Origin of the sequence: Brachybacterium sp. GCM10030268 (assembly GCF_042666305.1) — a bacterium.
Taxonomy (GTDB): Bacteria; Actinomycetota; Actinomycetes; order Actinomycetales; family Dermabacteraceae; genus Brachybacterium.
The window spans coordinates 557599-570936 of the sequence record NZ_JBHTCW010000001.1 but is presented as its reverse complement, the minus strand read 5'-3'; the positions used below and the strand labels follow the sequence as shown (position 1 = coordinate 570936).

Sequence of the window (13338 nt, the reverse complement as noted above, 5' to 3'; positions counted from 1 at the left end):
GGTTCGCCGCTTCGGCGTGCGGGGCGTCCCACGGACGGCCCCTCGTCACGAGCGTGAGGCGTGAGACATGATGGGGAGCATGATCCTCCCGTCCGCGCAGCCGCCCGCCCTGAGCGTCCTGACCCAGAACATCCGCCTGCACCGCCCCGGCACCGTGGCCGGCCAGGCGGATCACTGGGACGACCGCGCCCCGGTGCTGGTCGATCTGCTGCGCTCGGCCGACGCCGACGTGGTCGGCACCCAGGAGGTGCTGGCCTCGCAGATCCCGGTTCTCGACGAGGCCCTCGCGGCGAGCCACCTGCGGCTGGGGTACGGCCGTGAGGGCGGTGGCCGCGGCGAGCACAACCTGCTGTTCGTCCGTCGTGAGCGGTTCGAGCTGCTGGACTGGGACCAGTTCTGGGTCTCCGAGGAGCCGGAGCTGATCGGCTCGGTGGGTTGGGATGCGCACTGCCCGCGGATCGCCGTGTGGGCGCGCGTGCGCGACCGCGCCGGCGGTGGTGACCTGGTGCTGGCGGTGACGCACCTCGACCACGCCGGGCACGTGGCCCGCGAGAAGGGCGCCGGGGTGATCGCCCAGCGGCTGCGCGAGGTGGCCGACGGGATCCCCGCCGTGCTGATGGGCGATTTCAACGCCGCCGCCGGGGAGAGCACCCCCTGGCGCGTGCTGCGCGATGCCGGCTTCGAGGACGCCCACGACGAGACGGGCGCTCTCGAGGGCGAGGACATCGGCACGTTCCCGGACTACCGGCGACCCGAGGCCGGGGCCGCGCGCATCGACTGGATCATGACCCGCGGGCTGACGGTCGAGGCCTACGCCGCCCACGTCCACGACATCCAGGGCGTGGCCGCGAGCGACCACGCCGCCGTCACCGCCGTGGTCCGTCCCGACCAGGCCTGAGCACCGCTCTCCCCGCCTCCGCCGCGGGGTCGTCGATCGCTCCGGATCGGGTGTCCCGTCGGCGCCTGCACGTCCTGCGGGGCGCGACCATTGCCGTCAGGCGTCAGGCGTCAGGCGTCAGGCGTCAGGCGTCAGCCGTCAGCCGTCAGCCGTCAGCCGTTGGCCTCCGTGCCGAGCCCCCAGGCCTCGGCCAGCAGCTCAAGTCCCTTGAGCCGGTCGGCGGGGTCGTAATAGTAGGCGGTGAGGATCAGCTCGTCGGCCCCGGTCGTCGCCACGATCTCCTCCAGCTGGCGCACGACGGTGGCGGGGGAGCCGACGGCCCGGATCGAGAGTGTCTGGTCGACCTGCTGGAGGAGATGATCGGCGGCGACCTCCTCGATCGGCCGCGGCGGCTGGATCTTCTGCCGCTGGCCGGTGACCACGCCGAGGAACATCTGCTGCAGCGTGGAGAAGTGCCGCTGCGCCTCCTCGTCGGTCTCGGCGACGACCAGGTTGACCCCGACCATGGTGTGCGGGCGCTCGATCTGAGCGGACTTCGCGGACGGATCGAACTCCGAGCGGTAGGTCTCCAGCGCCTGCAGGTACTGGAACGGCGCGAAGTGCGAGGCCACCGAGAAGGGCATGCCCAGCTGTCCGGCCAGGCGCGCCCCGTTGGCTGTCGAGCCCAGGATCCACATGGGCACCTCGGTGCCCTGGGCGACCGACGCACTGATCGGCAGGCCCCCGGCCGAGGGCTCCTCCCGTGACCAGTCGCGCATCTGCTCGACCGCCGCGATGAAGGCCTGCGGTTCGGCCGACGTGCGGGCCAGCAGCTGCGCGGTGAGCTGGTCGGTGCCGGGTGCCCGCCCGAGCCCGAGATCGATGCGGTCGCCGTGGAACTGGGCGAGGGTGCCGAACTGCTCGATCACCGCCAGCGGGGAGTGGTTGGGCAGCATGATCCCGCCGGAGCCCACTCGGATCCGCTGCGTCATCGAGGCGGCGCGATCGATCAGCAGCGATGTCGCCGAGGAGGCGAGGGACTCGGTGTTGTGGTGCTCGGCGAACCAGTAGCGCTCGTAGCCGAGCCGGTCGGCGGTCCGGGCGCCCTCCATGGACGCGGAGATCGCCTCCCGCACCGTCATGCCTTCCGAGATGGAGACGAGGTCGAGGATCGAGAGCGGAACGTGAGGCGCAGTCATACCTCGAGCGTATCGACGTGCATCGGGCCGGACCCCGCTGATAGTTGAGATTTTTCAGACCTCCGGATCGGGAAGCTCAGCGGCGTGGCCCGCGTTGATCACGGCATGAGGCTCTCCCTGCTCGACCGCTCCCGCACGCGCAGCGACGAGGAGGAGGGCACCGCTCTCGTCCACACGGTGGAGCGGGCGCAGCAGGTCGAGGCGGCCGGCTACCACCGCTTCTGGGTCGCCGAGCACCATGCGGTGCCGGGCATCGCGAGCGGCTCCCCGGCAGTGCTGCTGGGCGCTGTCGGCGCTCAGACCTCCACGATCCGTCTCGGCTCCGGCGGTGTCATGCTGCCCAACCACCGCCCGCTCGTGGTCGCCGAGCAGTTCCAGATGCTCGAGGGTCTCTATCCCGGTCGTGTCGACCTGGGCCTGGGTCGTTCGCTCGGCTTCACCGAACCGGTGCGCCGCGCGCTGGGGCGCCTGGAGTCCGACACGGAGAGCTTCGCCGCGGAGATCGCGGAGGTGCGCGCCCACCTCGCCGGGGAGGCCGACGTCACCGCGCATCCTCGCCCCACTGCGGAGATCCCCCTGTTCGTCCTGGCGACCGGCGCGGGCCTGGAAGTCGCCGCGCAGCTCGGCCTGCCCGTCGTGATCGGCGGGCCCATCCTGGATGCACCGGAGCTGCCCGAGCGCCTGGCCGCCTACCGCCGCGCGTTCCGGTCCCATCACGGCAGCTCGCCGATGGTGATCGCCTCGGCCGACGCCCTGATCGCCGACACCGACGCTGAGGCCCGCGAGCTGGCCCTGCCCGAGGTGTGGGCCATGGCCCGCTCGCGCACCACGGGGATGTTCGAGGCGCTCGAGCCGGTCGCGCAGATCCGTCGGACCACCTGGAGCAGCAAGGAGCGCCAGCGCGTGGAGAAGGGCCTGGACGCGACCATCACCGGCACGGCGGAGACCGTGAGCCGCCGCCTCCAGCAGATCATCGAACGCACCGGGGCTCAGGAGATCCTCTCGAGCGCCTCGACCTATGACCGCGCAGCGCTCGCTGACTCCGACGTGCGCCTCGCCGAGCTGTTGCTGGATTGACGGAGAATAATTCACTCCGAATCCGACGAGGACTCCGGCTCTCGGCTCGATCGGCCTCTCCACGCTGCCTGACCGAGCAGCAGCGTCGGCGTGATCAACAGCGCCGAGATCGCAGTGTTCCGGGTCCGGACCCGTTCGCAGGCGCGATGCAGCCGTTCCTGGTCGCCCCCGCTCCACTCCGTCGGATCGCTGGCGTTGTGGGGCTCCCTGGGGAGGAGATAGGCATCCTCCACCGGCTCTAGGACGGCGAAGCAGGGTTGTCGGTCATACAGGTGGCTGTACGTCACGGTGGGACGCCACAGCAACAGCCACAGGATCGCGATCGCTCCCACGGCCGCCAGGACACCGAAATAGATCGCCTGCTTCCTCATCGTGAACCCTCGAATTCTTCAGAGTGGTCGAAACGCGGTCGATTCGTCACAGCCCCTTGCCGGGATTGAGGATCCCGGTGGGATCGAAGACGTCCTTGAGGCGGCGCTGGAGATCACGGGAGACGTCGGAGAGCTCGAGGTCGAGCCAGCCCTGTTTGGCGGTGCCGATGCCGTGCTCGCCGCTGATCGTCCCGCCCAGGGCGAGGGCGGCCCGCACCATGTCGTCCGCCGCAGCGAGGATCGGGGCCGGCAGCTCCGCGGCCGTGTCATGCTCCCCGCGCGGCAGCGACAGCGCCGGATGCAGGTTCCCGTCGCCCGCGTGGGCGACGGCAGAGGCGCGGATCCCATGGGCGCGACCGATCGCCTCGAGCTCGGCGTAGGCCTCGGCGAGGCGGGACTTGGGCACCGCCACGTCCTCCCCGAGGCGGAACCGGCCGGCGCCGGAACCACGGGCAGTGCGGCGCAGCTGCCACAGCTGCTCGGCCTCGGCCTCGTCGTCGATGGGGGACACCTCGGCTCCGGCGGCGGTGAGGGCGGCCACCAGATCCCGGGTCTGGTCCTCGATCCCGTAGCCGTCGAGCTCGATCAGCAGCACGGCCGTGGCGCCCTGGCTGATCCCGGCGCCGGTGCGCTCGTCGATGTCCTGCAGCGTCCCGGCGTCCATCAGCTCGGTCGCGGCCGGTCGCACCGGGCTCCGCGAGATCGCCCCGACCGCGGCGGCGGCCGCCGTGGTGGAGGGGAACCGTGCGAGCACGGTCCGGCGTGCGACCGGCACCGGATGGATGCGCAGGGTCGCGGCGACCACCACGGCCAAGGTCCCTTCCGAGCCGACCAGCAGCTGCGTGAGGTCCAACCCCGTCACGCCCTTGATCGAGCGGTGGCCGGTGCGCAGGAAGGTGCCGTCGGCCAGCACCACGTCCAGTGCCAGCACGGATTCCCGGGTCACGCCGTACTTGGCGCAGTGCAGACCGCCGGCATTGGTGGCGATGTTGCCGCCGATGCTGGAGAGCGTGGCACTGGCGGGATCGGGAGCGTAGAAGAAGCCGTGGGGCGCCAGCGCTGCCGAGAGGTCCGCGGTGACCACGCCCGGCTCGACCACGGCGACCTCGTCGATCGGATCGATCTCGCGGATCGCGGTCAGTCGTTCCAGGCCCAGGACGATGCAGCCCTCACCCGCGCTCGCTCCGCCGGAGAGTCCCGAGCCCGCTCCGCGGGGCACGACGGCGGTGCCGGTGGCGTGGGCCAGCCGCAAGGTCGCCTGCACGCCCTCGACGTCGTGGGGGAGGGCCAGGATGAAGCCGAGGCCCGGCACGCCGGGGACCGCATAGTCACCGCCGTACCTGGTCTCGGGGTCCTCGAACACGGCGTCCGCGCCCAGGTCGGTGCGCAGGAGTGCGGCGAGATCGTCGAGATCGGTGCCGGATGCCGGGGGACCGGTCATTCGAAGCTCCTCGTCAGGGCTGGAAGGTCGTCGCCCATGGTGGGCTCTTCCTGCCACGGTGGTGTGTGCTCCCCATGGTGGGACACCGTGCGCGGAGGCGCGAACGGTGCTCATCCCGCGCCCGGATCCAGGTCGGTGCCCGGGAAGCCGGGCCCTACCTCGTGCGCACCGCGAGCACGGTCTCCATCGCCTGAGCAGGGCGGGCGCATCCCGTGGACGGCAGGAGCGGGGCACCCGGTCATCACCGGGTGCCCCGCTCCTGCCCTTCGCCGGTATGGTCAGCGCAGCGGCTGAACGTCCCGGTGGGCGATGTGGTCCGGGCGCGGCGCGGAGGCCGCGAACGGTTCCTGGAGCTCGTTCTCGACGCTGTTGAACACCATGAAGATGTTCGAGCGCGGGAACGGAGTGATGTTGTTGCCGGAGCCGTGCATGATGTTCGAGTCGAACCACAGTGCGGAGCCGGCGGGACCGGTGAACTGGTCGATCCCGTGCCGGTGGGCCATGTCGGTGATGACCTCCTGGGAGGGCACGCCGACCGTCTGCTCCTTCAGCGAGGACTTGTGGTTGTCCTCCGGGGTCTCACCCAGGCTCGGCACGAAGGTGCGGTGGGAGCCGGGCATCACCATCAGCCCGCCGTTGTAGGGGAAGTTCGGCGTCAGCGCGATCGAGCAGCTGACGGCGCGGGGCAGCGGCATGCCGTCCTCGGCGTGCCAGGTCTCGAAATCCGAGTGCCAGTAGAACCCGCTGCCCTTGAACCCGGGCATGTAGTTGATCCGGGTCTGGTGCAGGTACACCTCGGAACCCAGCAGCTGACGCGCGCGATCCAGCACCCGCGGGTCGCGGGCGAGCTGGTCGATCAGGTCGCTGAGCTGCTGGACCGCGAAGATCGAGCGGACCTCGCCGGAGGCGCGCTCGGTGATCACCCGCTCGTCCTCGCGCAGCGACTCATCGCCGGTCAGCCGGTTCAGCTCCTGCCGATAGGTCATCACCTCATCGGGGGCGATGAAGTCCTGCAGGATGGTGAAACCCCGCTGCTCGTGCGCCGTCAGCTCCTCGGCGTCGAAGGGGCCGTCGTCCGGGGTTCCCCAGACGGTGGGGTGCTCACGGGCGTAGGGCTCCATCACCTCCGTGAGTCGGGTGCGGTAGTGATCGTCGGTCATGGTCGCCGTGGACATGGTTTCCTTTCCTCGATCGTGCTCGCATCGGCGGCATGCCCCACGCCGATGGCACGACCCGGGACATGCCGATGCCGGGCGGGAAGCCCGGCAGTGTCGGGAGGCTACATGGCAAGGCGCGAGTGTTCTACCTGGTCGTCGCTTCGCCGGCTCAGTTGATGGGGTGGAGATGCCGGCTCGCAGCGGGGGTGGGGACCCTGCGGCGGCATCTGCTGCGCCTGGTGCCGGACGGATGGACGCCTATGCAGTCCCGTGGCCGGTGCCGTCGCTGCCATGCTGCGGCGGGCGGGTCGGATCGTGCTCGTCGTCGTGGATCTGGACGTGGGCCGTGGGGATGTCCTCGTAGGAGGCCGGATCGGAGATCGGCTCGAGGTGGGTGAGCACGGTGAGGTCGGGCAAGCTCTCGCGCAGCTCGTCCTCGAGGCCCTCGATGTAGTCGTGCCCCACTTTGACGGTCCACTCGTCGGGCACCAGCACGTGGACGTTCATGTACTTCTGCTGGCCGGCCTCGCGGGTCTGGAGCCCGTGGAAGGTGACGTTCCCGTCGGTGCGGCGACGCAGGACGTCGGTGATGACGTCGTGGTCCTCCTCGGGCAGGGCCTTGTCCAGCAGCCCGGAGACCGATTCGTTGATCAGGCCGATGCCGGTGACGATGATGTTCACGCCCACGGCGAAGGCGATGATCGGATCCAGACGCTCCCAGCCGGTCAGCGCCACCAGACCGACCCCGATCAGCACGCCGGCGCTGGTGACCACGTCGGTCATGAGGTGCTTGCCGTCGGCCCGCAGGGTGATCGAGCGGTGCGCCTTCCCGGCGCGCAGCAGGACCAGGGCGACGCCGCCGTTGATCAGGGAGGCGAGCACCACGATGATCAGGCCGATGCCGAGGTTCTCCAGCGGGCGCGGGTTCACGAAGCGCTCGACGGCGGTGACCAGGATGACCGCAGCCGCCACGAAGATCATCACGCCCTCGACCGCGGCGGAGAAATACTCGGCCTTCGCCCGGCCGTAGAGATAGCGCTCGGTGGCGGGGCGGGCCGCGACCGTCAGCGCGATCAGGGCCACCACGGCCGCGACCAGGTTCACCGTGGATTCGGCGGCGTCGGAGAGCAGGCCGACGGAGTCCGTCAGCGCCCACGCCCCCGTCTTCAGCGCGATCGTGAGGATCGCGGCGATGATCGAGAGCCACGCGTACCGGCGCAGGTCGACCTTCGTGGGCTCGGCCGCAGCAGGGCTCTGCGGGGGTGGGGGCGTCATGCGGGGGAGTCCTTCGGCGGGGGGTCGGGGGCGAGCGTCCCGTCGGGCGCGATGTGCTCGAAGATCTGCTCGACCAGGGAGAGCACGTGCGGATCGTCGACGGTGTAGTAGCTGTGGCGGCCCTCGCGGCGGGCGGAGACGATGCCGGCCAGGCGCAGCTTGCTCAGATGCTGACTGGTGGTGGGCAGGCTCAGCCCGACCCGCGCAGCCAGGGTGCCGACGTCCAGGTGGCCCGAGCTCATGAGCTGGACGAGGTGGAGACGGGCGGGGCTGGCGAGCATCGCGAAGGTGTCGGCGGCCGCGGCGAGTTGCGGTTCGGTGGGTTCCGCGTGCTGGCGGTGGCTGGCCGCCTCGGCGGCCGGACCGGACGTCATCGGGGTGTGCACGTCGGCGAGTCTGCCGTGGATTGCATGGTTGCGCAAGGAACGAAGTGTCGGCTGTGATCCCGGTGATAGTTCCGGACATGCAGGAGGGGCGGCGCCGTCTCGGCACCGCCCCTCCTGGGTGGTCGATCCTCAGTCCACGTAGCGCGCGGGCTCATCCTCGACGGGCAGTCCCGCCGCCCGGTAGGCGCGGAAGCCGCCGGCCAGGTCCGTGGCGCGGTGGAATCCGAGATCACGCAGGTCGCGGGCGGCGAGCGAGGAGTAGTAGCCCTCGTTGCAGACCACGACGATCTGGTCGTCGTAGCCGGGCCCCTCGTCCATGCGGTCGGCGCTCTGGGGATCGAGTCGCCACTCGAGGACGAGTCGCTCGATCACCGTGGCACCGGGGATGTGCCCCTCGGGTTCGCGCGTGACCGCGGAGCGGATGTCGATCACGTGGACGCCCTGATCCAGGAGCGTCGGCAGCTCGACCGGCTCGACCTGCTCGTGGCCCTGGCGGGCGGCGGCGAGGATCTCGTCGATGCTGTGCCTGGTGGGGGCCTCGGCCCTGCGCCGTCCGGCGCTCGCCTCGGTCATCGGTTCCGACCGGAGGAGTAGGCCGCGAGGCCGGAGCCGCTCGAGCCGCCCTGGCGTCGTGCGCCGGAGCCCGCGGGAGCCGCCTGGCCGCCGCGGCGTCCGCCGCCCTCGCCGCCGCTGCGGCCCTGGCCGCCGGAACGACCACGTCCGCCGCCCTGACCGCGGCCGCCCTGGCCGCCGCGTCCCCCGCCGCGACCGCCCTGGCCACGGCCCTGACCGCCACGTCCGCCACCGGAGCGCTGGGATTCAGCGGCCGGGGCGGGGTCACGGGGCTCGTGCATCTCCGTGCGCTCGCCGGGGGCGAGCACGGTCAGCACGGGGCTGGTGGGGACCACGCTCGCGTGGAAGGTGGGCTTGATGCCCGCCTTGCGCATGAGGTCGTGGACATCGCGCTTCTGGTCCGGGGTCTGCACGGTGATCACGGTACCGCTCTCGCCGGCGCGGGCGGTGCGGCCGGAACGGTGCAGGTAGGCCTTGTGCTCGACGGGCGGGTCGGCGTGGACCACGACGGCCACCTCGTCGACGTGGATGCCGCGGGCGGCGATGTCGGTGCACACCAGCGTGGTGTTCGTCCCGGAGCCGAAGGCCTCGAGGTTCCGGGTGCGGGCGTTCTGCGAGAGGTTGCCGTGCAGGTCGACGGCGTCCACTCCGCGCGCGGCGAGCTTGCGGGCGAGGTTCTTCGCCCCGTACTTGGTGCGCGTGAACATGATCGTGCGGCCCGGCGCCGCGGCGAGGTCGCGCAGCACGTCGAACCGGGTGGCGGCGTCGACCTCGAGCACGTGGTGCTCCATGGTGCCGACGGGGCTCGTGGCAGGGTCCGCCGAGTGCGTCACGGGGGAGGACAGGAACTGCTTGACCAGCTTGTTCACACCGGCGTCGAGGGTGGCGGAGAACAGCATGCGCTGGCCCTGCTTCGGCGTCGCATCCAGGATGCGGCGCACCATGGGCAGGAAGCCCATGTCGGCCATGTGATCGGCCTCGTCGATCACGGTGATCTCGACGGCACTGAGGTCCACGTGGCCCTGTCCCATCAGGTCCAGCAGCCGGCCCGGGCAGGCGACGACCACGTCGACGCCGGCGGCGAGCGCCTTGACCTGGGGATTCTGGCCGACGCCGCCGAACACGACGGCGCTGCGCAGCCCGGCGGCCGCTTCCAGCGGCCGCAGCGACTCGGAGATCTGGGAGGCGAGCTCACGCGTGGGGGCGAGGATGAGCGAGCGGGGCCGGCGCGCGGCGCGGCGGCGGGGCTCGGCGATCAGGCGTGCGACCAGGGGCAGGCCGAAGGCGTAGGTCTTGCCCGAGCCCGTGCGGCCACGGCCGAGGATGTCGCGCCCGGACAGGGAGTCCGGCAGCGTCGCGGCCTGGATGGGGGTGGGCTGGGTGATGCCCTGGGGCGCGAGCGCGTCGACCAGGACGGAGGGCACGCCGAGGCGTGCGAAGTCAGGGGAGGTCACGGGAATCCGTTCTGAAGGTGCAGATCCCGCCCGGTGCGTTGCGCCAGGCGCTGCCATGGCAGCGACTCGAAGCCTGCGCTGTCACCACCATACGAGGTGGGACCTGTGCCGCGGCGGGATGACGGCACGCTCCGACAACACTAGACCCGCCGCTGTCCAGGGAGGACGATCACCGCACCGGATGTGACATACACCTGTTCCGGCATCGGCTGCGAACACGCCGGTATTGTCGCCAGAACAGTTCACGACGGGGAGACGGAGGAGTCCGCGAATGGCGCGCAGGGTGAGCATCAAGGACGTCGCCCAGCGCGCCGGGGTGTCGTGGAAGACGGTCTCCAACGTCGTCAACGACCGCCCCGTGGTCCGGACCGAGACCCGCGCGAAGGTCCTGGAGGCGATCGACGAGCTCGGCTACGTGCCCAACCACGTGGGCCGGGAGCTGCGCGGAGGCCCCACCCGGTCGATCGCGCTGGTCGTCCCCGAGCTGCAGAACCCCTACTTCGCCCGCCTGGCGGAGCGGGCCCAGGCCGCCGCCCGCGAGCGCGGCTACACCGTCAGCGTCGAGGTCTCCCTGCACAGCGCCGAGACCGAGCGCGCCCACGTGCACGGCCGCACCGCCCGCCCCGTCGACGCCGTCATCATCTCGCCCTCCGCCCTGGATCCGGCGGACCTGGCCGGGCGTGAGTCCGGGCCTCCTGTGGTGCTGCTGGGGGAGTCCTTGCCGGCCGCCCCGAACGTGGTGCACGTGGCGATCGACAACGCCGCCTCCGCGGCCGAGGTGGTGCGGCACCTCGCCCGCGGCCGACACCGGCGACTGCTGTTCCTCGGCGCCGAAGGCGCCGAGCGCTCCACCGGCGCGGACCGGCTCGCGGGGTTCCGGGCCGCCAGGGACAGTGCCGGGCTGCCCCGGGACCCCGAGCTCGTCCGCGCTGTCAGCTCATGGACCCGCGAGGCCGGGTACCGCGCGGTGCAGGAGGTCCTGGCCGAGACGATCGACGTCGATGCGGTCGTGGCCGGCAACGACCTGCTGGCCCTCGGCGCCCTGAGCGCCCTGGCCGATCGCGGCGTGGCAGTGCCGGCAGAGGTGGCGGTCGTGGGCTGGGACGACGTGCCCGAGGCCGCGTGGTCGCGGCCGTCGCTGACCACGGTGGCCCCGGATCTCGATGCCCTGATCGCGGCCGCGTTGGACGCAGCCCTGGCGGGCACGGCGCACGAGGACGGGGCCGAGACCGTGATCCCGCACCGCCTGATCGAGCGCGATTCGACGCGGCCGCCGGGCCACCACTGATTCCCACGTTGCAAGCGCGTCGCGGGTGCGCTTGACTGGGTCCTGAACGATCCGTGCCGGTGCCTCGAGAGCGCCGGTGACTCAGCGCCGAGCCCCGCCGATCCCAGGAGCTGTCCGTGAACGCCCAGAACCCCGACCTGCCGGAGCACCTCAGCTCCCTGTTCTCCCGCGCTGATCAACTCGCCGCGCAGCTCGATGCACCGCTGTCCGCCGCCACCGACGTCCCGAAGCCCGAGCACCCCCGGCCTCAGCTGCAACGCCCCGCCTGGCTGAACCTCAACGGCACCTGGCAGTTCGAGATCGACCAGGGCGACACCGGGCGCGAGCGCGGCCTCGTCGAGCGGGAGCTCGCGGGCACGATCACCGTGCCCTTCGCGCCGGAGACCGAGGCCTCCGGCGTCGGCAACCGAGATTTCCTCGAGGCCGTCTGGTACCGCCGTACCGTCACCATTCCCGCCGATTGGCAGGGTCTGCGCCCGATCGTGCGCTTCGAGGCCGTCGACCACGACGCCACCGTGTGGGCGAACGGCGTCGAGGTGGCCCGCCACCGCGGCGGCTTCACCCCCTTCGCCGCCGACCTCTCCGGCGTCCCGGGTGCCGAACCCGGCGCGGAGGTCGAGATCGTGGTGCGCGCCCGCGACCCGCACACGGGCCCCCAGGCGCGCGGCAAGCAGGACAGCAAGTTCCGTCCCACCCACGCCAATTACCACCGCACCACCGGCATCTGGCAGACGGTGTGGCTCGAGGGCGTCCCGGCCGACGAGATCCGCTCGCTGCGGATCCTGCCCTCGCTCGCAGGTCGCTGCTTCGCGATCGACGTGCCGCTGTCGCGCACCACGCCCGGCACGCGCCTCGAGGTCGTCGCCTCGGTGCCCGGCGGCGAGGAGGTCGCCCGGGCGGAGGTGCGCGCCGACCTCGATCTCGCCCCGCACCTGGAGCTGACGATCCCCGAGGACGCTGTGCGGATCTGGGGCCCCGGCGCTCCGGAGCTCTACGCCCTCACCGTGCGACTGCTGGATGCGGACGGCGGCGCACTGGACGAGGTCCGCTCCTACGCGGGCCTTCGCTCGACCTCGCTGCGCGACCATGAGTTCCGCATCAACGGCACGAAGGTCTTCCAGCGCCTGATCCTGGACCAGGGGTACTGGGAGGAATCCTTCATGACGGCGCCGGCGGACGAGGCGCTGACCACGGACATCCGCCTCTCCCTCGAGGCCGGCTTCAACGGAGCGCGCCTGCACCAGAAGGTCTTCGAGCAGCGGATGCTGTTCTGGACCGATCTGCACGGCTACCTCACCTGGGGCGAGTTCGGCGACTGGGGTGTCTCCGGCTACGGCCCGCTCGGCGACAATCAGCAGCCGCCCGCCAATTTCGTCGGGCAGTGGATCGAGGCCGTCCAGCGCGACCTGAACCATCCCTCGATCATCGGCTGGTGCCCGCTGAACGAGACCCACCAGGTCCTGCACGACCGCTTCACCCAGCTCGACGACGTCACCCAGGCGATGTACGACGCGACCAAGCTCGCCGACCCCACGCGGCCGGTGCTGGACGCCTCCGGCTATTCCCACCGCGTGCGCGGCGCCGACATCTACGACTCCCACTCCTACGAGCAGGACCCGGAACGGTTCCGCGTCGAACAGGCCGGCCTGGCCGACGGCAGGCCTCACGTCAACCGGCACGATCTCGGCCCCGACGAGATGCCCTTCGCCGACGGGGCCTTCTCGCTGCCGTACGCCGGCCAGCCCTACTTCGTCTCCGAGTACGGCGGCATCTGGTGGAACGAGCAGGAGGCCCGAGAGGCGGCCGAGGCCGAGAAGGCCGGGAACAATGCGGCCCAGTCCTGGGGCTACGGCGAGCGCATCCGCAGCGAGGAGGAGCTCTACGAGCGCTTCGAGGGACTGACCCGCGTGCTGCTCGAGGATCCGCTGATGTTCGCCTACTGCTACACGCAGATGACCGACGTGTTCCAGGAGAAGAACGGCATCGTCGACTTCGCCCGCGGTCGCAAGCTCGACCTGGCCCGGCTCCGCGCCATCCAGGAGGAGGTCGCAGCGTACGAGGCCACGGAGAACGGGCCGACGCAGGACGAGCCGGACACGTCGGCCGCGGCTCCGGACGGGGCGCGATCCCGCCGCGAGAAGCCCGGCCGGAGGTGGTGGGCCCCGGGCTCCCGGCAGTGATGAGCGCGTGCCGGCGCGAGGGCCGCTGAGGGGAAATGCCCGCGACAGGAGGCCTCGCAC

General features: G+C 71.4%; 12 protein-coding genes. 4 read left to right on the top strand and 8 right to left on the bottom strand.

Annotated features, from left to right (window positions below; translation table 11 throughout):
• Positions 1-79 precede the first annotated feature (79 nt).
• The gene (locus ACFQRD_RS02615) at positions 80-898 is read left to right on the top strand and encodes an endonuclease/exonuclease/phosphatase family protein (RefSeq protein ID WP_377016151.1); all 819 of its coding nucleotides are present in this window, start codon (positions 80-82) and stop codon (positions 896-898) included.
• A 152-nt stretch (positions 899-1050) separates the two neighbouring features.
• Here ACFQRD_RS02615 and ACFQRD_RS02610 read toward each other — a convergent pair whose 3' ends face one another.
• The gene (locus ACFQRD_RS02610; RefSeq protein ID WP_377016153.1) at positions 1051-2076 is read right to left on the bottom strand and encodes an LLM class flavin-dependent oxidoreductase; all 1026 of its coding nucleotides are present in this window, start codon (positions 2074-2076) and stop codon (positions 1051-1053) included.
• Between the two features lie 105 nt (positions 2077-2181).
• Between ACFQRD_RS02610 and ACFQRD_RS02605 the strand changes: the two genes are divergently transcribed.
• Positions 2182-3153, top strand: coding sequence for an MsnO8 family LLM class oxidoreductase (locus ACFQRD_RS02605; protein ID WP_377016155.1), 972 nt, complete (start codon positions 2182-2184; stop codon positions 3151-3153).
• Between the two features lie 11 nt (positions 3154-3164).
• On the opposite strand, the gene ACFQRD_RS02600 is transcribed toward ACFQRD_RS02605, so the two are convergent.
• The 7 genes from ACFQRD_RS02600 to ACFQRD_RS02570 form a co-directional block, all read right to left on the bottom strand.
• Positions 3165-3524, bottom strand: a complete 360-nt coding sequence (locus tag ACFQRD_RS02600) for a hypothetical protein (protein WP_377016157.1) — start codon at positions 3522-3524, stop codon at positions 3165-3167.
• Positions 3525-3570: 46 nt separating this feature from the next.
• On the bottom strand, positions 3571-4965 hold the full coding sequence (locus ACFQRD_RS02595; RefSeq protein ID WP_377803457.1) for an FAD-binding oxidoreductase: 1395 nt from the start codon (positions 4963-4965) through the stop codon (positions 3571-3573).
• Positions 4966-5243: 278 nt separating this feature from the next.
• Complete coding sequence (gene thpD, locus ACFQRD_RS02590) at positions 5244-6140, bottom strand: ectoine hydroxylase (RefSeq protein WP_377016161.1); 897 nt, start codon at positions 6138-6140, stop codon at positions 5244-5246.
• 240 nt (positions 6141-6380) lie between these two features.
• The gene (locus ACFQRD_RS02585) at positions 6381-7397 is read right to left on the bottom strand and encodes a cation diffusion facilitator family transporter (protein ID WP_377016163.1); all 1017 of its coding nucleotides are present in this window, start codon (positions 7395-7397) and stop codon (positions 6381-6383) included.
• Positions 7394-7771, bottom strand: a complete 378-nt coding sequence (locus ACFQRD_RS02580) for an ArsR/SmtB family transcription factor (RefSeq protein WP_377016379.1) — start codon at positions 7769-7771, stop codon at positions 7394-7396. Before ACFQRD_RS02580 ends, ACFQRD_RS02585 begins: the two co-directional genes overlap by 4 nt.
• 141 nt (positions 7772-7912) lie before the next feature.
• On the bottom strand, positions 7913-8356 hold the full coding sequence (locus ACFQRD_RS02575; protein WP_377016165.1) for a rhodanese-like domain-containing protein: 444 nt from the start codon (positions 8354-8356) through the stop codon (positions 7913-7915).
• Positions 8353-9810, bottom strand: coding sequence for a DEAD/DEAH box helicase (locus ACFQRD_RS02570; RefSeq protein ID WP_377803456.1), 1458 nt, complete (start codon positions 9808-9810; stop codon positions 8353-8355). Before ACFQRD_RS02570 ends, ACFQRD_RS02575 begins: the two co-directional genes overlap by 4 nt.
• 271 nt (positions 9811-10081) lie before the next feature.
• Between ACFQRD_RS02570 and ACFQRD_RS02565 the strand changes: the two genes are divergently transcribed.
• The gene (locus tag ACFQRD_RS02565; protein WP_377016169.1) at positions 10082-11098 is read left to right on the top strand and encodes a LacI family DNA-binding transcriptional regulator; all 1017 of its coding nucleotides are present in this window, start codon (positions 10082-10084) and stop codon (positions 11096-11098) included.
• Between the two features lie 116 nt (positions 11099-11214).
• Positions 11215-13278 (top strand): glycoside hydrolase family 2 protein, encoded by a 2064-nt coding sequence (locus ACFQRD_RS02560; RefSeq protein WP_377016171.1) that lies wholly within the window; start codon positions 11215-11217, stop codon positions 13276-13278.
• Positions 13279-13338 lie beyond the last annotated feature (60 nt).